Annotated in this window: 19 protein-coding genes; 8 read left to right on the plus strand and 11 right to left on the minus strand. The window is 60.7% G+C overall.

Going from position 1 to position 23920, the window contains the following annotated elements; genetic code table 11:
- Window positions 1-8: 8 nt before the first annotated feature.
- Both lolD and LOY31_RS19845 read right to left on the minus strand, forming a co-directional pair.
- The gene (lolD, locus tag LOY31_RS19840) at window positions 9-692 is read right to left on the minus strand and encodes a lipoprotein-releasing ABC transporter ATP-binding protein LolD (protein WP_162831788.1); all 684 of its coding nucleotides are present in this window, start codon (window positions 690-692) and stop codon (window positions 9-11) included.
- A 7-nt stretch (window positions 693-699) separates the two neighbouring features.
- On the minus strand, window positions 700-1950 hold the full coding sequence (locus LOY31_RS19845) for a lipoprotein-releasing ABC transporter permease subunit (RefSeq protein ID WP_039772786.1): 1251 nt from the start codon (window positions 1948-1950) through the stop codon (window positions 700-702).
- A 94-nt stretch (window positions 1951-2044) separates the two neighbouring features.
- Between LOY31_RS19845 and LOY31_RS19850 the strand changes: the two genes are divergently transcribed.
- Together LOY31_RS19850 and LOY31_RS19855 are read left to right on the plus strand one after the other, a co-directional pair.
- On the plus strand, window positions 2045-2626 hold the full coding sequence (locus LOY31_RS19850; RefSeq protein ID WP_207983433.1) for a PilZ domain-containing protein: 582 nt from the start codon (window positions 2045-2047) through the stop codon (window positions 2624-2626).
- Window positions 2627-2640: 14 nt separating this feature from the next.
- Window positions 2641-3363: a glycerophosphodiester phosphodiesterase gene (locus LOY31_RS19855; RefSeq protein ID WP_258712112.1), complete on the plus strand. Its 723-nt coding sequence runs from the start codon at window positions 2641-2643 to the stop codon at window positions 3361-3363.
- A 42-nt stretch (window positions 3364-3405) separates the two neighbouring features.
- On the opposite strand, the gene sthA is transcribed toward LOY31_RS19855, so the two are convergent.
- Both sthA and LOY31_RS19865 read right to left on the minus strand, forming a co-directional pair.
- A complete protein-coding gene (gene sthA, locus LOY31_RS19860; protein ID WP_065260713.1) occupies window positions 3406-4800 on the minus strand; it encodes a Si-specific NAD(P)(+) transhydrogenase in 1395 nt (464 codons plus the stop codon).
- 197 nt (window positions 4801-4997) lie between these two features.
- Complete coding sequence (locus LOY31_RS19865; protein WP_258712113.1) at window positions 4998-6047, minus strand: FAD:protein FMN transferase; 1050 nt, start codon at window positions 6045-6047, stop codon at window positions 4998-5000.
- Between the two features lie 53 nt (window positions 6048-6100).
- Between LOY31_RS19865 and LOY31_RS19870 the strand changes: the two genes are divergently transcribed.
- Window positions 6101-7393: an MFS transporter gene (locus LOY31_RS19870; RefSeq protein ID WP_007953024.1), complete on the plus strand. Its 1293-nt coding sequence runs from the start codon at window positions 6101-6103 to the stop codon at window positions 7391-7393.
- A 65-nt stretch (window positions 7394-7458) separates the two neighbouring features.
- Here the strand turns inward: LOY31_RS19870 and LOY31_RS19875 are convergent, their stop codons facing one another.
- Window positions 7459-8922, minus strand: a complete 1464-nt coding sequence (locus LOY31_RS19875; protein WP_007953026.1) for a glyceraldehyde-3-phosphate dehydrogenase — start codon at window positions 8920-8922, stop codon at window positions 7459-7461.
- Window positions 8923-9276: 354 nt separating this feature from the next.
- Between LOY31_RS19875 and mfd the strand changes: the two genes are divergently transcribed.
- Genes mfd through LOY31_RS19890 form a run of 3 tightly spaced genes read left to right on the plus strand, consistent with a single transcriptional unit; the run spans window position 9277 to window position 16005 of the window.
- Window positions 9277-12726 (plus strand): transcription-repair coupling factor, encoded by a 3450-nt coding sequence (gene mfd / locus LOY31_RS19880; RefSeq protein ID WP_258712114.1) that lies wholly within the window; start codon window positions 9277-9279, stop codon window positions 12724-12726.
- 10 nt (window positions 12727-12736) lie between these two features.
- Window positions 12737-13303 carry a CsiV family protein gene (locus tag LOY31_RS19885; protein ID WP_007953029.1) on the plus strand — a complete coding sequence of 189 codons (567 nt, stop codon included), beginning with the start codon at window positions 12737-12739 and terminating at the stop codon, window positions 13301-13303.
- An 11-nt stretch (window positions 13304-13314) separates the two neighbouring features.
- On the plus strand, window positions 13315-16005 hold the full coding sequence (locus LOY31_RS19890; protein WP_085608211.1) for a DEAD/DEAH box helicase: 2691 nt from the start codon (window positions 13315-13317) through the stop codon (window positions 16003-16005).
- 114 nt (window positions 16006-16119) lie between these two features.
- On the opposite strand, the gene LOY31_RS19895 is transcribed toward LOY31_RS19890, so the two are convergent.
- The 3 genes from LOY31_RS19895 to LOY31_RS19905 all read right to left on the minus strand — a co-directional run bounded on the left by LOY31_RS19895 (window position 16120) and on the right by LOY31_RS19905 (window position 18746).
- The gene (locus LOY31_RS19895) at window positions 16120-16857 is read right to left on the minus strand and encodes an S-methyl-5'-thioinosine phosphorylase (protein WP_221533870.1); all 738 of its coding nucleotides are present in this window, start codon (window positions 16855-16857) and stop codon (window positions 16120-16122) included.
- A gap of 12 nt (window positions 16858-16869) precedes the next feature.
- The gene (gene nagZ, locus LOY31_RS19900) at window positions 16870-17868 is read right to left on the minus strand and encodes a beta-N-acetylhexosaminidase (protein ID WP_169432674.1); all 999 of its coding nucleotides are present in this window, start codon (window positions 17866-17868) and stop codon (window positions 16870-16872) included.
- 170 nt (window positions 17869-18038) lie between these two features.
- Window positions 18039-18746: a TetR/AcrR family transcriptional regulator gene (locus tag LOY31_RS19905; protein WP_007953037.1), complete on the minus strand. Its 708-nt coding sequence runs from the start codon at window positions 18744-18746 to the stop codon at window positions 18039-18041.
- 230 nt (window positions 18747-18976) lie between these two features.
- Between LOY31_RS19905 and lexA the strand changes: the two genes are divergently transcribed.
- Both lexA and sulA read left to right on the plus strand, forming a co-directional pair.
- Window positions 18977-19585, plus strand: a complete 609-nt coding sequence (gene lexA / locus LOY31_RS19910) for a transcriptional repressor LexA (RefSeq protein ID WP_007953044.1) — start codon at window positions 18977-18979, stop codon at window positions 19583-19585.
- 10 nt (window positions 19586-19595) lie between these two features.
- Window positions 19596-20069 (plus strand): SOS-induced cell division inhibitor SulA, encoded by a 474-nt coding sequence (gene sulA / locus LOY31_RS19915; RefSeq protein WP_085608209.1) that lies wholly within the window; start codon window positions 19596-19598, stop codon window positions 20067-20069.
- A gap of 86 nt (window positions 20070-20155) precedes the next feature.
- On the opposite strand, the gene LOY31_RS19920 is transcribed toward sulA, so the two are convergent.
- The 3 genes from LOY31_RS19920 to topA all read right to left on the minus strand — a co-directional run bounded on the left by LOY31_RS19920 (window position 20156) and on the right by topA (window position 23822).
- Window positions 20156-20389, minus strand: coding sequence for a hypothetical protein (locus LOY31_RS19920; protein ID WP_007953047.1), 234 nt, complete (start codon window positions 20387-20389; stop codon window positions 20156-20158).
- Between the two features lie 106 nt (window positions 20390-20495).
- Complete coding sequence (locus LOY31_RS19925) at window positions 20496-21020, minus strand: DUF6586 family protein (protein ID WP_085608208.1); 525 nt, start codon at window positions 21018-21020, stop codon at window positions 20496-20498.
- Window positions 21021-21191: 171 nt separating this feature from the next.
- Window positions 21192-23822 carry a type I DNA topoisomerase gene (gene topA, locus LOY31_RS19930; protein WP_085608207.1) on the minus strand — a complete coding sequence of 877 codons (2631 nt, stop codon included), beginning with the start codon at window positions 23820-23822 and terminating at the stop codon, window positions 21192-21194.
- Window positions 23823-23920: the final 98 nt, after the last annotated feature.

Genomic DNA, 23920 nt, shown 5'->3' on the forward strand with positions numbered 1-23920 from the left:
TCAAGCCGTCAGATGGGGGTCAGGCAACCTTCCTGCAGCTGCAGGACGCGGTCCATCTGGCGAGCCAGGTTCATGTCGTGAGTCACCACCAGAAACGCCGTGCGCATCGAAGTGCTGAGTTCCAGCATCAGATCCTGAATGCCTTCGGCGGTATGGGAGTCGAGGTTGCCAGTCGGCTCGTCGAGCATCACCAGCCCTGGATTGTTGACCAGCGCACGGGCGATGGCCACGCGCTGACGCTCGCCACCGGACAGCTCTGCCGGTTTGTGTTCCAGGCGATGGCCCAGCCCCACTCGCTCCAGCAACGCCGTGGCACGCTGACGGGCTTCCGGGATCGCGGTCTTGCCGATCAGCAGCGGCATGCAGACGTTTTCCAGCGCGGTGAATTCCGGCAGCAAGTGGTGGAACTGGTACACGAACCCGAGGGCACGGTTACGCAGCAGTCCACGCTTCTTTTCGCTCAGCGCCGACAGTTCTTCACCGTCGAGCCAGACTCCGCCCTTGGTCGGCGTGTCGAGGCCGCCCAGCAGGTTGAGCAAGGTACTTTTGCCCGAACCGGATTTGCCGACGATCGCCACCCGCTCGCCTGGATGCAGTTCCAGTTGCAGGTTGGCCAGCACTTCCACCGACTCCGGGCCTTCCTCGTAGGATTTGCCCAGGTTGCGGCAGCTCAAGATTGCTTTTTCACTCATGCCCGACTCACTCATAACGTAGCGCCTCCGCCGGCTGGGTGCGCGCGGCACGCCAGGCTGGATACAGGGTGGCGAGGAAACTCAGGACCAACGCAGCGGCGCAGACCATGACCACGTCCTGGCTCTGCACCTGCGACGGCAGGTAATCGATGAAATACACGTCGGCGTTGAGGAATTTGTGTCCGATCACGCCTTCGAGGGCCGAAATCGCGGCGCTGACGTTGAGCGCGGCAAAAATCCCGACCACGGCGCCGATGGCCGTGCCGACCACGCCGATCACCGTACCCTGCACCATGAACGTGCGCATGATCGTGCCCGGTGTGGCGCCCAGTGTGCGCAGAATGGCGATGTCGCCCTTCTTGTCGTTCACCACCATCACCAGCGTGGAAATGATGTTGAACGCAGCGACCGCGACGATCAGCAGCAACAGCAGGCCGATCATGGCTTTTTCCATGCGGATCGCCTGATACAGGTTGCCGTGGGTACGGGTCCAGTCGCGCGCGTAGTAACGGTCTTCGCCGAGGCGCTGGGCGATGTTCCACGCCTCACGCGGCGCCTGGAACAAATCGTCGAACTTCAGACGCAGGCCCTGCACCTGATCAGGTTTCCAGCGGTGCATCTTCGCCAGATCCTGCAGGTTGGTGACGCCCAGGTAACCGTCAAGTTCACCGGCGCCGACATGGAAGATGCCGACCACGGTGAAGCGTTTCATGCGCGGGAACATCCCGGCCGGGGTCACGCTGACCTCCGGCGCGACGAAGGTGATCTTGTCACCGAGACCCACGCCGAGCTTGGTCGCGGCCTTGTCGCCGATCACGATGCCGAAGCTGCCCGGCGTCAGGTCGTCGAGTTTGCCCTGCTTCATGAAGTTGTCGATGATCGAGACGTTGCGCTCCAGCGCCGGGTCGATGGCATTGAGCAACACCTTGGACACCTGGCCGTTGTTGGTCAGCAACCCCTGCATCTGGGTGAACGGCGCGACGGCCGCCACCTGCGGATTCTGCTTGACCTTGGCGGCCAGGCTCGGCCAGTCGTTGATGGCTTCACCGGACTCGATGGTCGCGTGGGGCACCATGCCCAGCACGCGGGTGCGCATCTCATGATCGAAGCCGTTCATCACCGACAGCACCACGATCATCACGACCACGCCAAGGGCGAGCCCGATCATCGAAGTCAGGGAAATGAATGACACAAAATGATTGCGACGCTTTGCACGGGTATAACGCGTGCCGATAAATACGAAGAGAGGTCTGAACATGTCGGGGCTTGTTCGGAGGGAAAAGGAACGTCCTTGTGGCGGGGGTCGATAACCAGCTTTACACTCAGACCACCGCCGCTACCATGGGTTCGCCATGTCGACATTAGATGAAGAAGATCGCCGCGAATACTACCGTATCGAGGACACGATCGCACTGGAAATTCGGCCCCTGTCCGCTCCCGAAGCCGCAGGCCAGGAAGTGTTGCAGGATGCTTCTCCACTGTTCAACCTGCTCAGCGAATTGCACCTGAGCGAATTCGAGTCGCAGCACCTGCTGCGCCAGATCAGTGAACGCGACCGCGCCATCTCGGCGTTCCTGAAATCCCAGAACAAACGCATCGACCTGCTCAGCCAGGTGATCGCCCTGACCGTGCTCGGCCATATCGGCGAGCCGCAGCCAGTGATCATCTCCGAGGGCGGCATCGACTTTCAGCACCCGACCCCGATCGCCACCGGCGCTCATCTGTCGGTGAAACTGGTGCTGATGCCCCAGGCGCTTGGCCTATTGCTGCGCGCCCGCGTCACCCATTGCGACCGCAAGGGCGACGGCTACGACGTCGGCACCGAGTTCGAACACCTGACCGATGCCCAACGCCAGTTGCTCGCCCGCTATATCTTGCAGAAGCAGGCCCAGGAACGACGTCTGGCCCGCGAACAGAACGAATCAGGCATTTAAATTAAGGAAGAACCGTGACCCTTATCTACGGCCACCGCGGCGCCAAGGGCGAAGCACCGGAAAACACCCTGAGCAGTTTTCAGGAATGTCTCAAGCACGGCGTGCGCCGTTGCGAGCTGGACCTGCACCTGTCCAAGGACGGCGAGCTGATGGTCATCCACGACCCGACCCTCAAGCGCACCACCGACCGGCGCGGCAAGGTGGTCGAGCACACCGCCGCCGATCTGGTGACCTACGACGCGCGCAAGGGCGGCCCGGGCTGGATCAAGCCCTGCCCGATTCCGACGCTTGAAGAGCTGTTCGAAAAGTGCGATTTCGAGCACTGGCAGCTTGAAGTCAAAAGCGCTTCGCGCACCCGCTCCGCGACCACCGTGCTGGCCATCCGTGAAATGGCGGTCAGGCACGGGCTGCTCGACAAGGTGACGATCACCTCGAGTTCGCGGGAAGTATTGAAGGCTGCGCTGGATCTGGTGCCCGACGTGTCACGCGGCCTGGTGGCCGAATACGCCTGGCTCGACCCGTTGAAGGTTGCGCAAAGTTACGGTTGCGAGATTCTGGCGTTGAACTGGACGCTGTGTACGCCGGAACGCCTGCAAAAGGCGCAGCGTCAGGGGCTGCATGTGTCGGTGTGGACCGTCAACGAGCCTGCGCTGATGCGCAGACTCGCCGACTTCGGCGTTGACAGCCTGATTACAGACTTTCCCGGTTTGGCCACTGCCACCCTCGGGAATTGCTGAAATCGGTCTCCCCGGCCGGCTCAGGCCACCGGCCGGAGCCCGTCAAAAAAGCCGGTTGAGGCCGTCGTACGCCGCTACCCGATAGGCTTCGGCCATGGTCGGGTAGTTGAACGTCGTGTTGACGAAGTACTTCAGAGTGTTCAGTTCGCCCGGCTGGTTCATGATCGCCTGACCGATGTGCACGATCTCCGACGCCTGATAACCGAAGCAGTGAACGCCCAGCACCTGCAGGGTTTCACGGTGGAACAGGATCTTCAGCATGCCTTGCGGCTCGCCGGCGATCTGTGCCCGCGCCATGCTCTTGAAGAACGCCTTGCCCACTTCGTACGGCACTTTGGCCTGGGTCAGTTCCTGCTCGTTCTTGCCGATCGAGCTGATCTCCGGAATGGTGTAGATGCCGGTCGGCACGTCATTCACGAAACGCCAGCTACCATTGTCGACGATGCTGCCAGCGGCCGAACGACCCTGGTCGTGGGCGGCACTGGCCAGGCTCGGCCAGCCGATCACGTCACCGGCGCCGTAGATGTTCTGCACGCAGGTGCGGTAGTTCTCGTCGACTTCGATCTGGCCACGGCTGTTGACCTTGACCCCGATGTTTTCCAGCCCCAACTGATCGGTGTTGCCGGTACGGCCGTTGCACCAGAGCAAGGCGTCAGCCTTGATCTTCTTGCCGGACTTCAGGTGCAGGATCACGCCGTTGTCCACGCCTTCGACGCGGTCATACTCTTCGTTGTGACGCACGGTGATGTTGTTGTTGCTGAAGTGGTAGCTCAACGCCTGGGAGATTTCCGAGTCGAGGAAGCTCAGCAGCTGACCGCGGTTGTCCACCAGTTCGACCAGCACGCCCAGACCGCTGAAGATCGAAGCGTACTCACAGCCGATCACGCCGGCGCCGTAAACGATCAGTTTGCGCGGGGTGTGGCCGAGGCTGAGGATGGTGTCGCTATCGTAGATACGCGGGTGGTGGAAATCGATGTCCGCCGGGCGATAAGGACGCGAACCGGTGGCGATGATGATGTGCTTGGCCACCAGTTTCTCGACCACGCCGTTGGCGCAGACCACTTCGATGGTTTGCTCGTCGGCGAAGCTGCCGGTACCGAAGAACACGTCGACGCGGTTACGGGCGTAATAGCCGGTACGCGAAGCGACTTGTTTGGAAATGACTTTCTCGGCGCTTTTCAACACGTCCGGAAAGGAGAACCAGCGCGGCTCGCCGATCGCACGGAACATCGGGTTGGTGTTGAACTGCATGATCTGCCGCACCGAGTGACGCAGGGCCTTGGACGGGATGGTGCCCAGGTGGGTGCAGTTGCCGCCGACCTGACGACGGCTGTCGACCATCGCCACCTTGCGCCCTGCTTTGGCGGCGTTCATTGCCGCGCCTTCTCCCGCCGGGCCGGAACCCAGCACCACCACGTCGTAGTTGTAGACAGCCATGCGTACTCCTCAGAACAGGCCGCGGTGCCAGCAGCACCGGCGGCTAAATCACGCCGAACGACGGCGCGAAGGAACAATTGGGGGCCAGTAGAAAACCCGGACACAGTCTATAGAAGCGTCAACGCCGCGCACATTAACCCTTGGTCGCGTCGTAGGCTACTTTTGCCTGCACTACAACGCCAGCTTTCGTACTGTTCTCAGTCAACTTTTGCGCCACTGAGCCGTTCGAAAGCGTGACTGGTGCGTGTGACGAAACCTGTATCGGCACGAATCACAAAGAATGCACCAATGTCGTGTTTTTCGGCATAGTCCCAGGCCCTTTCAGGCCCGAGAATCAGCAACAGCGTCGATAGTCCATCGGCCATCAGCGCTGAAGGATGAATCACCGTGACCGACGCCAGATCGTGCAGGACCGGCGCACCGGTCCGGGCATCCAAGGTGTGGGAATAGCGCCGGCCATCCTGCTGAAAATAGTTGCGGTAGTCGCCGGACGTGGACAGGCCATAGCCATCGACATTGATGACGCGCTCTGCCACCTGCTCATCATCACGAGGCTCTTCCAGTGCGATACGCCATGGCGAACCATCGGGCTTCTTGCCGGATGCCTTGAGCTCGCCGGTGGCTTCGGCGAGATAGTCATGGATGCCAAGTGCTTCGAGCCGTGCGGCAATGGTGTCGACCGCGTATCCGGCGGCGATGCTGTTGAAATCCACCTCGACCGCCGCATCCTTGCACAAGCGATCGCCGTCGATGTGCAGGTGCTGATGACCGACTTTCTGCCGCACTTCGGCCAGCGCTGCCGCATCCGGGACTTTTTCTTCACGCCCCTGCGGGCCGAAACCCCATAGATTCATCAGCGGTTCTACGGTGAGGTCGTAGGAGCCTTCGCTTTGTTGCGACAGTTGCTCGCCCACCCGAATCAATTCAAGGACCGGCACAGGCATGACCTGACAGCGATCAGCCGGCAATGCGTTGAAGCGCGAGATGTCGGAGTCTGCGCGGTAAGTCGACATCTGCCGGTCGACGTCCGCGAGGATCTTTTCCACTTCGACACGCACCTCCTGCGGGGCAGGCAGATTGGCGTGGCGCACGTACTTGATCGAATAGGTGCTGCCCATCGTCGGGCCGCCGAAAGTCTCGAGGGAATCGCCGTTGCCGCAACCGGCCAAAACCCAGCCCAGCAGCACGAGAATCCCCCACCGTCCAGTTAACAATTCTTCATCTCCCCGCAAAACCGCGCCGGCCATTATGGGCTACGAGCGCAACGCTTTCTTACAAGATTTAGAGTGAGTACCTACCCATGTCCTCCACGACCGGCAAAGGCAAGGCGATTTTTCGCGTTGTCAGCGGCAACTTTCTCGAGATGTTCGACTTCATGGTCTACGGCTTCTACGCCACGGCCATTGCCAAGACCTTCTTCCCCACCGACAGCGCCTTCGCTTCCCTGATGCTCGCCCTGGCCACGTTCGGCGCCGGTTTCCTGATGCGTCCGCTGGGGGCGATTTTTCTCGGCGCCTACATCGACCGTCACGGCCGGCGCCAGGGCCTGATCATCACGCTGGCCCTGATGGCGGCCGGCACCGTGCTGATTGCCTGCGTGCCGGGCTACGCCACCCTTGGGGTCGCCGCGCCGCTGATCGTGCTGTTCGGCCGATTGCTGCAAGGCTTCTCGGCCGGCGTGGAACTAGGCGGTGTGTCAGTGTATCTGGCGGAAATCGCCACGCCGGGCCGCAAGGGCTTTTTCGTCAGCTGGCAGTCCGCCAGCCAGCAGGCGGCAGTAGTGTTCGCCGGGCTGCTCGGTGTCGGCCTCAACCACTGGCTGAGTCCGGAACAGATGGGCGAATGGGGCTGGCGCGTGCCGTTCCTGATCGGCTGCATGATCGTCCCGGTGATTTTTGTCATCCGCCGTTCGCTGGAGGAAACCCCGGAGTTCCAGGCGCGCAAACATCGCCCTACCCTGCAGGAAATCGTCCGTTCGATCGGTCAGAACTTTGGCATCGTCATCGCCGGCATGGCGCTGGTGGTGATGACCACCGTGTCGTTCTACCTGATCACCGCTTACACACCGACGTTCGGCAAGGCGGAATTGCACCTGTCAGACTTCGATGCGTTGCTGGTGACGGTATGCATCGGCCTGTCGAACTTCTTCTGGCTGCCGGTGATGGGCGCGGTGTCCGACAAGGTTGGACGTAAACCCCTACTGTTGGCGGCGACGATTCTGGCGATCCTGACCGCTTATCCGGCGTTGTCGTGGCTGGTGGCGAATCCGAGCTTCAGTCACTTGCTGATCGTCGAGTTGTGGCTGTCGTTCCTGTACGGCTCGTACAACGGGGCGATGGTGGTGGCGCTTACCGAGATCATGCCGGTGGAAGTTCGTACGACCGGTTTCTCGTTGGCCTACAGCCTGGCGACTGCGACCTTCGGTGGATTCACACCAGCCGCCTGCACTTACCTGATTCACGTGCTGGACAACAAAGCAGCGCCGGGGATCTGGCTCAGCGGCGCAGCCGTGTTGGGCCTGATCGCCACGCTGGTGCTGTTCCGTGGCAACAGGCACGAACTGCGCACCGCGCAAGCCGCCATCCCCCGCTAAGGCAAATTGCGCACAAACAAAAACGCCCCGACCTAAGTCGGGGCGTTTTCATTTGCAGCTAAGGCTTAGCGCGGGAACGCTGGCGGGTTTACACCGGCCATGTCTTCCATCACACGGATCACCTGGCAGCTGTAACCGAACTCGTTGTCGTACCAGACGTACAGAACAACGCGATTGTCCTGAACGATGGTCGCTTCAGCGTCGACCACACCGGCGTGGCGCGAGCCCACGAAGTCGGTCGAAACCACTTCCTGCGAGTTGACGAAGTCGATCTGCTTGTGCAGATCGGAGTGCAGCGCCATGTAGCGCAGGTACTCGTTCATCTCTTCACGGGAGGCGGCTTTCTCAAGGTTCAGGTTGAGAATGGCCATCGACACGTTCGGCGTCGGAACACGGATCGCGTTGCCGGTCAGCTTGCCGGCCAGCTCAGGCAGGGCCTTGGCAGCAGCGGTGGCAGCACCGGTCTCGGTGATCACCATGTTCAGCGCGGCGCTACGGCCACGGCGATCGCCCTTGTGGAAGTTGTCGATCAGGTTCTGGTCGTTGGTGTACGAGTGAACGGTTTCGACGTGACCGTTGATGATGCCGAACTTGTCATTCACGGCTTTCAGCACCGGCACGATGGCGTTGGTGGTGCAGGAAGCGGCGGACACGATCTTGTCGTCAGCAGTGATTTCGTTGTGGTTGATACCGTGAACGATGTTCTTCAGCTTGCCCTTGCCAGGCGCAGTCAGAACAACGCGGTCGATACCCGGGCACTGCAAGTGCTGACCCAGGCCATCGGCATCACGCCATACACCGGTGTTGTCCACCAGCAGCGCATCTTTGATGCCGTACTGGGTGTAGTCCACTTCGGTAGGGTTCTTCGCGTAGATAACCTGGATCAGGTTGCCGTTGGCGGTGATGGTGTTGTTTTCTTCGTCGATGGTGATGGTGCCGTTGAACGAACCGTGTACCGAATCGCGACGCAGCAGGCTGGCGCGCTTGGTCAGGTCGTTTTCGGCGCCCTTGCGCACCACGATGGCACGCAGACGCAGGCCGTCGCCGCCACCGGTTTTCTCGATCAGGATGCGCGCCAGCAGACGGCCGATACGACCGAAGCCGTACAGCACAACGTCGGTGCCTTTGCGTGCCGAAGCGTTTTGCTGGCCAACCACGTCAGCCATTTCTTCGCGAACGAACTGCTCGGCGGTACGGCCGTTGCCTTCGTTGCGGAATTTGTACGCCAGCTTGCCCAGATCTACCGAGGCCGCGCCGAGCTTGAGCTCGCTCATGGCCTTGAGCAGCGGGAATGTTTCGTGGACGGAGAGTTCGCTGTCGTCGGCAGAACGGTGGCGAGCAAAGCGGTGAGCTTTGAGAATCGCGATGACAGACTGGTTGATCAGGCTGCGGCCATAGATCGAGCTCACCACGTTGTTGTTGCGGTAGAGCTGACCGATAAGCGGAATCATCGCTTCTGCGAGTGCTTCACGGTCGATCCATTCACCAAGACACTGGTCGGGCTTCTGAGTCACGGTAACCTTCCACATGTAGGGGCAGAAAAAAGGGGCTACATTATGCCGCCGAGAACCTCTTGTAGCAATGCGCGCTTGTCGCGCAATCGGTAACAAAAAACCGTCCAAAAAAATAACGCTCCCCGCCAGCCCAGTAAAACCGGGGCTTCCAGCGCAGCCATTTTTTCGACGACTGTTAGACGATGTCTGTAACCCTCCGTAACACCACCGACATTTGGCACTACATAACCGTAAAAAAAGCGCTGGTTTTTATGGTTACCACTACATTTTTCCCAAACAGCGCAGATAGACGCATCCGGCAACTGACAGGCGGCACCGGACGCCGCTACAATTACCGACTTTGTCGCAACGCCTGGAGCTCAACCTTCCGTGCCTGTTCTGCGTCTACCGCTTCTCCCTGCCGCGGCAGGTAAACAGCACTGGGGCAACCTCCCCGGTGCCGCCCTGAGCCTGGCGATTGCCGAGGCTGCCAGCGCTGCCAAGCGCTTCACGCTGCTTTTGACCGCCGACAGCCAGAGTGCCGAACGGCTGGAGCAGGAGCTGAGTTTCTTCGCCCCGGATTTGCCGGTGCTGCATTTCCCGGACTGGGAAACCCTGCCCTACGATCTGTTTTCGCCGCACCAGGACATCATCTCCCAGCGCATCGCCAGCCTTTATAGACTGCCGGAACTGGAACATGGCGTGCTGGTGGTGCCGATCACCACCGCCCTGCACCGTCTGGCGCCGACCAAATTCCTGCTCGGCAGCAGCCTGGTGCTGGACGTCGGGCAGAAACTCGATGTCGAGCAAATGCGCTCGCGGCTCGAAGCCAGCGGCTATCGCTACGTCGACACGGTTTACGAACACGGCGAGTTCACGGTGCGTGGCGCACTGATCGACCTGTTCCCGATGGGCAGCAAGCTGCCCTATCGCATCGACCTGTTCGACGACGAAATCGAAACCCTGCGCACCTTCGATCCGGAAAACCAGCGCTCCATCGACAAGGTCGATTCGGTCAAGCTGCTGCCGGCCAAGGAATTCCCGCTGCAGAAAGACGCGGTCACCCGCTTCAAGGCGCGCTTTCGCGAGCGTTTCGACGTCGACTTCCGTCGCTGCCCGATCTTCCAGGACCTGAGCAGCGGCATCACGCCAGCCGGTATCGAGTACTACCTGCCGCTGTTCTTCGAAGAAACCTCGACCCTGTTCGATTACCTGCCTCAGGACACCCAAGTGTTTTCGCTGCCGGGCATCGAGCAGGCGGCGGAAAACTTCTGGAACGATGTGCGCAATCGTTATGAAGAGCGTCGCGTCGATCCATCGCGTCCTTTATTGCCGCCGGCCGAACTGTTCCTGCCGGTGGAAGACTGCTTTGCCCGCCTGAAGAACTGGCCGCGCGTGGTCGCCAGCCAGCAGGACGTTGAATCCGGCGCCGGTCGTGAGCGCTTTCCGGCGCAGGCCTTGCCGAATCTGGCGATCGAAGCCAAGGCCACCCAGCCGCTGGCCGCGCTCTCGGCATTTCTCGACGAGTTCCCGGGACGCGTGCTGTTCACCGCCGAATCCGCCGGTCGTCGCGAAGTGCTGCTGGAGTTGCTGGATCGCCTGAAGCTGCGGCCGAAAACCGTCGACAGCTGGCCGGATTTCGTCGCGAGCAAGGATCGCCTGGCGATCACCATCGCCCCGCTCGACGAAGGCCTGATGCTGGACGACCCGGCATTGGCACTGGTCGCGGAAAGTCCGCTGTTCGGCCAGCGCGTGATGCAGCGTCGCCGCCGCGAAAAACGCGCCGACGCCAACAACGACGCGGTGATCAAGAACCTCACCGAGCTGCGCGAAGGCGCTCCAGTGGTGCACATCGACCACGGCGTCGGTCGCTATCTCGGCCTGACGATTCTGGAAATCGACAATCAGGCCGCCGAATTCCTGACCCTCGAATACGCCGAGAACGCCAAGCTTTACGTGCCGGTGGCCAACCTGCATTTGATCGCCCGTTACACCGGCAGCGACGATGCGTTGGCTCCGCTGCACCGCCTCGGCTCCGAGACCTGGCAGAAAGCCAAGCGCAAGGCTGCCGAACAGGTCCGCGACGTGGCTGCCGAACTGCTCGACATCTACGCCCGCCGCGCCGCCCGCGAAGGTTATGCGTTTGCCGATCCGAAGGCCGATTACGCGACCTTCAGCGCCGGCTTCCCGTTCGAAGAAACCCCGGACCAGCAATCCACCATCGAAGCCGTGCGCGAAGACATGCTCGCGCCGAAACCGATGGATCGACTGGTCTGCGGCGACGTGGGTTTCGGCAAGACCGAAGTGGCCATGCGCGCCGCGTTCATCGCCGTGCATGGTGGCAAGCAAGTGGCGATTCTGGTGCCGACCACCCTGCTCGCCCAGCAGCATTACAACAGCTTCCGCGACCGCTTCGCCGACTGGCCGGTGACCGTGGAAGTGATGAGCCGCTTCAAGTCGGCCAAGGAAGTGAGCGCTGCGGTGGCCGAACTGGCCGAAGGCAATATCGACATCGTCATCGGCACGCACAAGCTGCTGCAGGACGACGTCAAGATCAAAAACCTCGGGCTGGTGATCATCGACGAAGAGCACCGCTTCGGTGTCCGTCAGAAGGAACAGCTCAAAGCCCTGCGCAGCGAAGTCGACATTCTTACGCTGACCGCCACGCCGATTCCGCGCACGCTGAACATGGCGGTGTCGGGCATGCGCGACCTGTCGATCATCGCCACGCCGCCGGCACGACGCCTGTCGGTGCGCACCTTCGTCATGGAGCAGAACAAGAGCACGGTCAAAGAGGCCTTGCTGCGTGAGCTGCTGCGCGGCGGTCAGGTCTATTACCTGCACAACGACGTGAAAACCATCGAGAAGTGCGCCGCCGACCTGGCCGAACTGGTGCCGGAAGCGCGGATCGGCATCGGCCACGGGCAGATGCGCGAGCGCGAACTCGAACAGGTGATGAGCGACTTCTACCACAAGCGCTTCAACGTGCTGATCGCCTCGACCATCATCGAGACCGGCATCGACGTGCCGAGCGCCAACACCATCATCATTGAGCGCGCCGACAAGTTCGGCTTGGCGCAGCTGCACCAGTTGCGTGGTCGCGTTGGCCGTAGCCACCACCAGGCATACGCTTATCTGCTGACTCCTCCGCGCCAGCAAATCACCGGCGATGCGGAAAAACGCCTGGAGGCGATTGCCAATACTCAGGATCTTGGCGCCGGTTTCGTGCTGGCCACCAACGACCTGGAAATCCGTGGCGCCGGCGAACTGCTGGGCGACGGTCAGAGCGGTCAGATTCAGGCGGTCGGCTTCACGCTGTACATGGAAATGCTCGAGCGCGCGGTGAAATCGATCCGCAAGGGCGAACAACCGAACCTCGATCAACCGCTCGGCGGTGGCCCGGAGGTCAACCTGCGGGTACCGGCGCTGATTCCGGAAGATTATCTGCCGGACGTGCATGCACGCCTGATCCTTTACAAGCGCATCGCTTCGGCCACCGACGAGGAAGGCCTGAAGGATCTGCAAGTGGAGATGATCGACCGCTTTGGTCTTCTGCCGGAGCCGACCAAAAATCTGGTGCGCATCACGGCGCTGAAGTTGCAGGCCGAGCAGTTGGGCATCAAGAAAGTCGATGGCGGCCCGCAAGGTGGCCGTATCGAGTTCGCGGCGCAGACGCCGGTCGACCCGATGACCCTGATCAAACTGATCCAGAGCCAGCCAAAACGCTACAAATTCGAAGGCGCCACGATGTTCAAGTTCCAGGTGCCGATGGAGCGCCCGGAAGAGCGCTTTAATACTGTGGAGGCGCTGTTCGAGCGCCTCATCCCGAAAACTGCTTGAAGGACGCCGCATGCGCCTGTTTCGCTCTCTGACTTTGCTACTGACTCTGGTGGCACCTACGGCGTTTGCCGATGACCTGTATCAGGTCGAAATGATTCTGGTACGCCAGAACGCCGTGCCGGCAATTGTCAGCCGCGCCGCACCGGAAGACTGGGCGGCCGGCGCTCAACGCCTGGGCGATGACAGCAAACGCACCCCGGCGCTGAACGACGTTGTGACCAAACTCACCGCCAGCGGCGAGTACAGCGTGCTGATGCACAAAGCCTGGCAGCAGACTCTCGGCGAGACGCCGGCGAAAGTTGCAGTCAGCGAAGGTCAGGAGCAGTTCGGCCAGTTCCCGATCGAAGGCACGATTGAAATGAAGCTCGGGCGCTTCACTGACGTGAATGCCGACTTCTGGGTCAATCAGATCGACGCCAACGGCATGGTCACCGCCAGCGAGCGCCTGAAACAGGACAGCCACACCAAGAACGGCCAACTCAACTACCTCGACAACGGCCACCTGGCCCTGCTGATCAAGATCACTTCACTGACGGCGCCCGCGCCTCGGGAAGCGCCTGAAGTCGTTCCGGACTGATCGAAGTCCTTATGCCCCCGCCACTGAGTAAACCGCTGGCCTCCTCCTGGGTCAGCCGATTCAAGGAACAAAGCCTGGAGCGTGGCCGCCGCTACGCGCTGGAAAACCGGGTGCGATTCGTGCAGGTCGGCGACGCGACCATTACCGCCAGCTGCGAAGGCTCTGGCGGTAACGTCTACCGTCAGACGATTCATCTGCGCGAGTCGGCCAAAGGCACGCTGCTGATGGTCGACGCCACCTGCACCTGCCCGGTGCACAGCAACTGCAAACACTGTGCGGCGGTGTTGCTGCAAGTGCAGGAAACCCTCGAATACCCCGCCGCCGCCAAGGACGCCGAACTGCTGGAAAAACTCCAGGCCGTGCTGGAAAACCGCAGCCCGAAGGCGCCGCCGCAAGTGCTGGTGGACAACGTGCAGCCGGTGCCGCGCTTGTGGCTGGCGAGCGTCGAGTTCAGCGCGTTCGAACCGCGCAACGGCAAGATGCAGCGTTATATCCAGCATCGTGCGGCACTGTCCTTCAGCTACCTCGACGAATACGTCAGCGGGCAAAAGAACAGCGACATTCTGATTCGCCAGGAAGCCCAGACCCTGCGGGTCAAACGCCACCCGGACATCGAACAGAGCTACCGCGAGCAGCTGCGAATTCTCGGGTTCCGCATCGCCACCCGCCAGAGCAAGGCCCTGCCGGAAAGCGCCGGCGAACTCTACGAGATGGTCAACGACAGCGCCTGGCTGACGTTCACCCTCAACGATCTGCCGAAGCTGCGCACTCAAGGCTGGGAGCTGTTGGTCGACGATGAGTTCGGTTTCGACCTGACCGCCGTCGACGACTGGTACGCCACCGTCGAGCAGACGCCGGAGCGCGACTGGTTCGATCTGGAGCTGGGGATCATCGTCAACGGCGAGCGTCTGAGCCTGCTGCCGATTCTGCTCAATCTGATGCGCTCGCACACGGAAATCCTCAACCCCGAACGCCTTGCCCGGCGACGGGACGATGAGTTGATTTTGGTGAACATTCCGCAACGCAACAGCGAGCACGGACCGTTACAAGTCGCCCTGCCCCTCGGCCGGCTGAAGCCGGTGCTGGCGACCCTTGGCGAGTTTTATTTGCAGGAACCGGGCGAAACCACCCTGCGCCTGAGCAAGGCCGACGCCACGCGCCTGAATTCGCTGGAAGGCATTCCCCTGCTCTGGGAGGGTGGCGAACAGATTCGCAGCTTCGCCCAGCGCTTGCGTGATATCCGCGACTACAGCGCCAAAGCACCGAAGGGACTGAATGCAACGCTGCGTCCTTATCAGCTCGAAGGCTTGAGCTGGATGCAGTCGCTGCGGCAACTTGAAGTCGGCGGGATTCTCGCGGACGACATGGGCCTGGGCAAAACCTTACAGACACTGGCGCATATTCTCAGCGAGAAAAACGCCGGGCGTCTGGATCGCCCGTGCATGGTGGTGATGCCCACCAGCCTGATTCCCAACTGGCTGGACGAAGCGGCGCACTTCACGCCACAGCTCAAGGTTGTCGCCTTGTACGGTGCCAGCCGTAAAAAGCATTTCGAGCATCTGGCCGATTACGACCTGATCCTCACCACTTATGCACTGCTGCCCAAGGATGTCGAACGTCTGGCCCAGCAGCCGCTGCATGTACTGGTGCTGGATGAGGCGCAGTACATCAAGAACCCGAACAGCAAAGCCGCCCAGGCCGCCCGTGAATTCAATGCGCGTCAGCGCCTGTGCCTGAGCGGGACGCCGCTGGAAAATCACCTGGGCGAACTGTGGTCGCTGTTTCACTTCCTGCTGCCCGGCTGGCTCGGCGACGTCAAAAGCTTCAACGCCGATTACCGCGTGCCGATTGAAAAGCGCGCGAGCGAAGTCAGACTTCAGCACCTCAACGGTCGGATCAAACCGTTCCTGCTGCGCCGCACCAAGGAACAGGTCGCGACCGAGCTGCCACCGAAAACCGAGATCATCCACTGGGTCGAGCTCAACGAAGCGCAGCGCGACGTTTACGAAACCATGCGTCTGGCCATGGACAAGAAGGTTCGCGACGAGATCACCCGCAAAGGCGTGGCGCGCAGTCAGATCATCATTCTCGAAGCGTTGCTCAAGCTGCGTCAGGTCTGCTGCGATTTGCGCCTGGTCAACGACGCTACCCTGCCCGCTCGCGGCAGCACCTCAGGCAAGCTCGACAGCCTGATGGAAATGCTTGAGGAGCTGTTCGAGGAAGGCCGGCGGATTCTGCTGTTTTCTCAGTTCACTTCGATGCTGTCACTGATCGAGGACGAGCTGAAAAAACGCAATGTCGCGTATGCGCTGCTGACGGGACAGACCCGTGATCGGCGAACGCCTGTGAAGGAGTTCCAGAGCGGCAAGCGTCAGATCTTTCTCATCAGCCTGAAGGCTGGTGGTGTGGGCCTGAACCTGACGGAAGCGGACACGGTGATTCACTACGATCCGTGGTGGAATCCGGCGACCGAAAATCAGGCAACCGACCGCGCGTATCGCATTGGTCAGGAAAAGCCGGTATTCGTCTACAAGATGATTGCCCGGGGCACGGTCGAGGAGAAGATTCAGCACTTGCAGAAGGAAAAATCCGACCTGGCGGCCGGTGTGCTGGATGGGCGCAAGGCCGGTGACTGGAAGTTGCAGAGTGACGATATCGAGGCGCTGTTTGCGCCGTTGCCGGACAAGTTTGAAAAGCGCTGAGATCTTTGTCGGCTATCAGATCGATTCGCGAACAAGCCCGCTCCCACAGGTTTAGCGTGACCTCTGTGGGAGCGGGCTTGCCCGCAAAAGGCTCGACTCAGTTTCTAGCCAGACTCAGCCCCTGAGTACGCGCGCCAACGTCGACTTCACCTTGCCCATGCCATCGTGCAACGCCTGCTCGATCTCTGCCATGGTGATCACTTCAGTGGTCTTGCCCGCCGCCGGATTCACCACCAGCGACAGACAGGCGTAATCCAGATCCAGCTCACGGGCCAGCGCCGCTTCCGGCATGCCGGTCATGCCGACAATATCGCAACCGTCACGCTCCAGACGCACGATCTCGGCCACGGTTTCCAGTCGCGGGCCCTGGGTGCAGGCGTAAACGCCCTGATCGCTGTACTCGCAACCTTCGGCGGCCAACGCAGCAATCAATTGCTGACGCAGCGGTTCGCTGTAGGGAAAGCTGAAGTCGATGTGTGTGACATGTTCCAGATCATCGGCGAAATAGGTGTGCTCGCGACCGCTGGTGTAGTCCACGATCTGATGCGGCACGCAGAAATGTCCGGTGCCCATTGCAGGATGAATCCCGCCCACTGCGTTGACCGCGATGATCGCTTCGGCCCCGGCCTGCTTCAACGCCCACAGGTTGGCGCGGTAGTTGACCTTGTGCGGCGGGAAGCGATGCGGGTGACCGTGACGAGCGAGGAACAGCACTTCCTTGCCGGCGTATTCGCCAATCTGGACCTCGGCCGATGGCGCGCCATAAGGCGTATCCACCGCCAGCGACTGACGAATGCTCAGGCCTTCCAGCTGGGTCAGGCCAGTGCCGCCGATGATTGCGTAAACCGTCATAGCGAAAAATCCTTAATCGATCAGTTGAGCGTCTTTGAGCGCGCCGACAGCGGTCAGCCAGCGCGGATCCTGACGGTATTCGGTGTTGGCGAATGCCTGACCGCGCATGCGTGCGATGCGCGGCGACGGCTTGACCTTCATGCGCTGCGCGGCGCTCAGGGCCAGTTCGGCGGCCGCTCGGTCGTTGCACACCAGGCCCATGTCGCAACCGGCACTGAGCGCGGCTTCGATACGGCTGGCGGCGTCGCCCACTACATGCGCGCCGGCCATCGACAGGTCATCGCTGAAGATCACGCCGTCGAACTGCAGCTCACCGCGCAGGATGTCCTGCAACCAGCGCCGGGAGAAACCGGCAGGCTGTGCGTCGACTTGCGGATAAATCACGTGAGCCGGCATGACGGCGGCCAGTTGCTTGCTGAGCCTGGCGAACGGCACGAGGTCGTTGGCGCGGATCTCTTCGAGGCTGCGCTCGTCGTTGGGAATAGCGACGTGGGAGTCGGCTTCCGCCCAGCCGTGGCCAGGAAAATGCTTACCGGTGGCGGCCATGCCGGCGCTGTTCATGCCTTTGATGAAAGCACCGGCGAGTAGCGCAGCACGCTCCGGGTCACCTTCAAACGAGCGGGTGCCGACGACGGCGCTGCGCTGGTAATCCAGATCCAGCACCGGCGCGAAGCTCAGGTCGAGGCCGACTGCGAGCACTTCGGTGGCCATGATCCAGCCGCATTGCTCGGCCAGGTATTCGGCGTTCGGATTGTCGGCGATGGCGCGCATGGCCGGCAGACGCACGAAGCCTTGACGCAGCCGCTGGACGCGACCGCCCTCCTGATCCACCGCCAGCAGCAAGTCAGGACGAATGGCACGAATCGCCGCGCTCAGCTCGCGCACCTGGCGCGGATGCTCGATGTTGCGGGCAAAGATGATCAGGCCGCCCACTTCGGGCTGGCGCAACAATTGGCGATCTTCGGCCGTCAGCCAGGTACCGGCGACGTCCACCATCAACGAGCCTTGCAGGCCAGCAGTCATAGAGATTCCTTGGAAACGAAAAAACCGTCGCCCACGAAATCACCACCTGGGGCATTGCCCGGCGGGTCGGTGATTTCAATGAGAAACGGGTTCAGAACGAGAGTCGACATGGGCGGCTAGCTTAGCGGATGTCAGCTGCCGCGCCCACCCATGGACGGTTAAACCTTGGCAGGTGCCGGCGCGGACTTGCTGCGTGGTCGCAACTGCGCAGTGGCCATGGCCGTGTCGGTGACGCCGGTTTCGGCACGCATGCCGGCTGCCAGGAACGGCACCATCAGACGCATCACCTGTTCGATGGAGGTGTTGACACCGAAATCGGTCTCGGCAATCGCGCGCAAGGCCTTGATACCCGACATGCTGAATGCTGCAGCACCGAGCATGAAGTGCACACGCCAGAACAGTTCGATCGGAGGAATGCGCGGCGCGGCTTCGTTCACCAGCAACATATAGCGACGGAATACCTTGCCGTACATGTCTTCCAGATAACGGCGCAGGTGGCCCTGGCTCTGACTGAATGCCAGACCGAGCAAGCGCATGAAAATCGATAGATCGTTGCCGCTACGTGGCTGCACCACCAGCGCTTGCTCGACGAGAATTTCCAGCAGCTCTTCGAGCGAAGGCTTGTTCTCTGGCTTGGCCTGGCGGCGCTCCAACTCTTTGTCGAGGCTGATGCAGAACGGACCGAGGAAGCGCGAGAAAACCGCCTGGATCAGCGCCTTCTTCGAGCCGAAGTGATAGTTCACCGCAGCGAGGTTGACCCCTGCCTTGCTGGTGATCAGACGCAATGAGGTTTCAGCGAAACCTTTTTCCGCGAACAGCTGTTCTGCAGCATCAAGAATGCGTTCAACGGTTTCCGACTGGGCCATGGCTACTCCGCCTGACAAACACTTGTTTGAAACATACGTTTCAGCCTATGCCTTGTCAAGCCTGCCAGTTCGTTTTGGGAATGGTCGGTCAGTTATTTAACCACAACAAGGACGCCACATTAATCGACGTCGTCACTGACCGTCCGGCGGCATGGCAAAAAACGATCATTGCCAAGACTGCTTCACTGTATATAATCCCAGTCACTGTATAAAAAGACAGAGCGATCAATATGCTTAAGCTGACGCCACGCCAAGCCGAGATTCTGGCCTTTATCAAACGCTGCCTCGAAGACAACGGCTACCCGCCGACCCGTGCGGAAATCGCTCAGGAACTGGGTTTCAAGTCGCCCAACGCGGCCGAGGAGCATCTCAAGGCCCTCGCCCGTAAAGGCGCGATCGAGATGACTCCCGGAGCCTCTCGCGGCATTCGCATTCCTGGCTTCGAAGCCAAGGTCGACGAATCCACCCTGCCGATCATCGGTCGAGTGGCTGCCGGCGCGCCGATTCTCGCCCAGCAGCACATCGAAGAGTCCTGCAACATCAACCCGGCCTTCTTTCATCCGCGCGCCGACTACCTGTTGCGCGTCCACGGCATGAGCATGAAGGACATCGGTATTTTCGACGGCGACCTGCTGGCGGTTCACACCACCCGCGAGGCACGCAACGGTCAGATCGTGGTTGCCCGGATCGGCGACGAAGTCACCGTCAAACGCTTCAAGCGTGACGGCAGCAAAGTCTGGCTGATTGCCGAAAACCCCGAGTTCGCCCCTATCGAAGTCAACCTGAAAGACCAGGAACTGGTCATCGAAGGCTTGAGTGTCGGCGTCATCCGCCGCTAAAGGAGGCTTTATGCAGTTCCCACACGCACCTCAGCAAACACAACTGCCGTTGTTCGAAGCGTTTCTGGCGCAGCCCATCGCCCCCATCCTCAAGGATGTCGTCGAGCGGCCGTGGAATACCGAACCCGAAGCGTTCAGCGAGCTGTCACTGCGCGGTGCGGCCGGGAACTGCCTGAGCCTGCTGGCACCGATTCTTCGCGAACTGAGCGAGGATCAGGACGCACGCTGGCTGACCCTGATTGCACCGCCTGCCAGCCTGACCCAGACCTGGCTGCGGGACGCTGGATTGAATCGCGAACGCATCCTGCTGTTGCAACCGCGCGGCGCCCAAAGCGCTCAGCAATTGGCCTGCGAAGCATTACGCCTGGGCCGCAGCCACACAGTCGTCACGTGGCTGAATCCATTGAGCGCAGGATCACGGCAACAGCTGATCAGCGCCGCCCGTACCGGGGACGCTCAAAGCCTGAACATTCGTTTGGGGTGATTCAGCAACAATGCGCGCCATGTAAAGCGCAGGGCTTCTCCAGGGATAGAGAAGCCGATCTGGAGCAGTAACTGACAGACAGCGGATCAATGAAGAACCCGCGGCCCCTCATCCTTATCGAATTCGCCTTCAACCATACGCCCCGCCATTTGCACGCCGACGCTCAACATCGCCTTGGCAATTTCAACGTGCTGGCCTTGCAGAAACGCCTTGGCATCCTCGGAGAAATCCAGAGTTACCAGAGAACCCTCGTCCTCGGCCCTGCGCAGTTCGATTCGGCCGTCTGGTAGCTCGACAATTTCTAGAAAGGACGTTGGCATATAGGTCTGTTCTCCACGAAAGGCAGGGATTATATAGACATCATTCAGGCTTCGCTCGGGATCTTGACCAGCAGCACGCCTCTCGTCGCCGCCAGTCCACAGTTCCTCAGCACTCGTTCAAGCCTTCACGGAAACGGATCGCCAGCCCCTTGAGGTTCTGCCGCCAGCTCTCGAGCTCTTCGCGGCTCAGCTCTTCAACCGCCTCTTCTTCATCCAGATTCACCGCCTGAATTAACGGCTGCGTCACATCGCCCTTCGGCTTGTGTGGCACCCGTGGCGGCTGAAACAGCGCCGAGTGCGCGGCCAGCAATTTAGCCAGCCAGGTCTCCGGATTGCCTGCCAGCTCGATCATCTCCGCCAGCTCAGGAATGGCAATCGACTCCAGCACTTCGCGGGTCAGCAGAGTTTCCGCCCGCGACGCATTGGCTTGCGGCAAACGATAGAAGCCGGCGATTTCATGACACAGCCCCAACAACGCACCGTAGAGATGAAACAGTGCGGATTCGCGCCCGGCCTGAATCAGCGCCAGCGAGTTCATCGCCCGCCCCTCTTCGGCCCTGGCCAGCGCTTCCAGCGACAAACCCGCGAAATAGATCTTCTGATTGGTACGGGTATAAAGTTCGTGGGCCATGTCGGCACTCTCCACAACGAAATAATTGCTTCACACAGGCCGGACAGTGTCATGGATCAGCCGATCTGACCGCAAGCATTAAACAAAAAGGCCGCATGAAAACCCGAAGGTTGTCATGCGGCCTTTTGTGTTGAAGATGCCCAGTCAGGGCACCTTCAGATCAGCGATTGCTCAAGCCTTGGCTTTCGCCGGACGCTTGTCCTCAACTGTCCACTTACCACCGTCGAAGAACGCTTTCCAGCCAGTCGGCTTGCCGTCGACTTCGGTCTGAACATACTGCTCTTTGGTCTTGCGGCTGTAGCGGATCACCGCTGGCAGGCCATCCGGATCCTTCTGCGGCGCTTCGCACAGGAAATGGTACTTCGGATCGATCTCGTCCTTGTGCGGCAGAATCTCGATCACTAGCGGAGCACGGGTCTCGCGGTTTTTCGGGAATTGGCTGGCCGCCAGGAACAGGCCGGATGCACCGTCGCGCAGGATGTAGGTGTCGTTGACCTTTTCGCATTTCAGCTCAGGCATCTTCACCGGATCCATCTTCGGCGGCGCCGCGTCACCGCTTTTCAGCAGTTTGCGGGTGTTCTTGCACGTCGGGTTGGTGCAACCGAAGAACTTGCCGAAACGGCCGGTCTTGAGCTGCATCTCGCTGCCGCACTTGTCGCATTCCAGGCTCGGACCTTCGTAGCCCTTGATGCGATAGCTGCCTTCTTCGATCTCGTAGCCGGCGCAATCCGGGTTGTTACCACAGATGTGCAGCTTGCGCTTCTCGTCGAGCAGGTAGGCGTCCATCGCCGTGCTGCAGATCGGGCAGCGATGCTTGCCGCGCAGCACCAGGGATTCCGACTCGCCCTCGTCGTCCGCCGCGATTTCATCGCCCGGCACCAGGTTGACGGTGGCCTTGCAGCGCTCTTTCGGCGGCAGGCTGTAACCCGAGCAGCCGAGGAATACACCGGTCGATGCAGTACGAATCTGCATCGGACGGCCGCAGGTGGTGCAAGGAATGTCGGTCATTACCGGCTGGTTGGCACGCATGCCGGCTTCCGGATTCTCCGCCACTTCAAGTTTTTTCTTGAAGTCGCCGTAGAACTCGTCCAGCACGTTTTTCCAGTCGCGCTCGCCCTGAGCCACGTCATCGAGGTTCTCTTCCATGCCGGCGGTGAAGCCGTAGTCCATGAGATTCGAGAAGCTTTCCGACAGACGCTCGGTGACGATGTCGCCCATCTTTTCCGAATAGAAACGACGGTTGTGCAGGGTCACGTAGCCGCGATCCTGAATGGTCGAGATGATCGCTGCGTAGGTCGAAGGACGACCGATGCCGCGCTTTTCCATTTCCTTCACCAGGCTGGCTTCCGAATAACGGGCCGGCGGCTTGGTGAAGTGCTGCGACGGATCGAGCTTGATCAGCTTCATCACGTCGCCCTGCGCCATGTCCGGCAGAACGTCATCGTCGCCAGGCTTGGTGATCTGCGGCAGCACACGAGTGTAACCGTCGAACTTCAGGATGCGGCCCTTGGCGCGCAGCTCGAAGTCGCCGGCAGCGACGCTGACGGTGGTCGACAGGTATTGCGCCGGCAGCATCTGGCAAGCCAGGAACTGGCGCCAGATCAGCTCGTAGAGGCGCTCAGCGTCGCGCTCCATGCCAGCCAGCTTGGCGGGCGTGGTGTTGGCGTCGGAAGGACGAATCGCTTCGTGAGCCTCTTGTGCGCCTTCCTTGCTGCTGTAGACGTTCGGCGACTCCGGCAGGTACTTCTTGCCGAACTCGGTTTCGATGTAATCGCGCGCCATCGCCACGGCATCAGCCGAGAGGTTGGTCGAGTCGGTACGCATATAAGTGATGTAGCCGGCTTCGTACAGACGCTGAGCCATCATCATGGTTTTCTTCACACCGAAGCCCAGGCGGTTACTCGCGGCCTGTTGCAGTGTGGAGGTGATGAACGGTGCCGACGGCTTGCTGCTGGTTGGCTTGTCTTCACGCTTGACGATGCTGTAGCTGGAAGATTTGAGCTTCTCCAGCGCGGCCGTAGCCTGGGCTTCGTTCAGCGGTTTGAAGGCTTCACCTTTCTCGCGAGCCACTTCGAAACGCACGGTCGAACCTTTGGTGGTGCCGAGGTCGGCGTGCACTTCCCAGTACTCTTCCGGGTTGAACGCACGGATCTCGCGCTCACGCTCCACCACCAGCTTCACGGCAACCGATTGCACGCGACCGGCGGACAGGCCACGAGCGATCTTCGCCCACAACAGCGGCGAGACCATGTAGCCAACGACACGATCGAGAAAACGACGGGCCTGCTGCGCGTTCACTCGATCGATGTCGAGTTCGCCCGGCTCCGAGAAGGCTTCCTGAATCGCCTTCTTGGTGATTTCGTTGAACACCACGCGCTTGTAGCGGCTGTCGTCACCACCGATGGCTTCGCGCAGGTGCCAGGCAATGGCTTCCCCCTCGCGATCCAAGTCGGTTGCGAGATAGATGGTGTCAGCATCCTTGGCGAGCCGACGCAGCTCTTCGATGACCTTTTCCTTGCCCGGGAGGATCTCGTACTTGGCTTTCCAGCCATGCTCGGGATCGACACCCATGCGCGAGACCAGCTGCTTGCGCGCCTTCTCTTTCGGCGACAGCGCTGGCGCTTCGCCCGCAGCAGCCTTGCCGCGCTTGGCGGCAGGCTCCTTGCTGGCGCTAGCCGAACCGCTGGTGGGCAGGTCTCGGATATGGCCGATACTCGACTTCACCACGTATTGGTTGCCCAGATACTTGTTGATGGTCTTGGCCTTAGCCGGGGATTCCACAATGACCAGCGATTTGCCCATGGATCAGAAAATTCCTGAATTCTAGAAGTGAAAGGCGGTTGGCGCCTGACGCGGCACCGCTATATATAGTGGCTACAAGGTGAGGTCAAGCGCAGGGT

It is taken from the genome of Pseudomonas sp. B21-021 (assembly GCF_024749205.1).
GTDB lineage: Bacteria > Pseudomonadota > Gammaproteobacteria > Pseudomonadales > Pseudomonadaceae > Aquipseudomonas > Aquipseudomonas paraglycinae.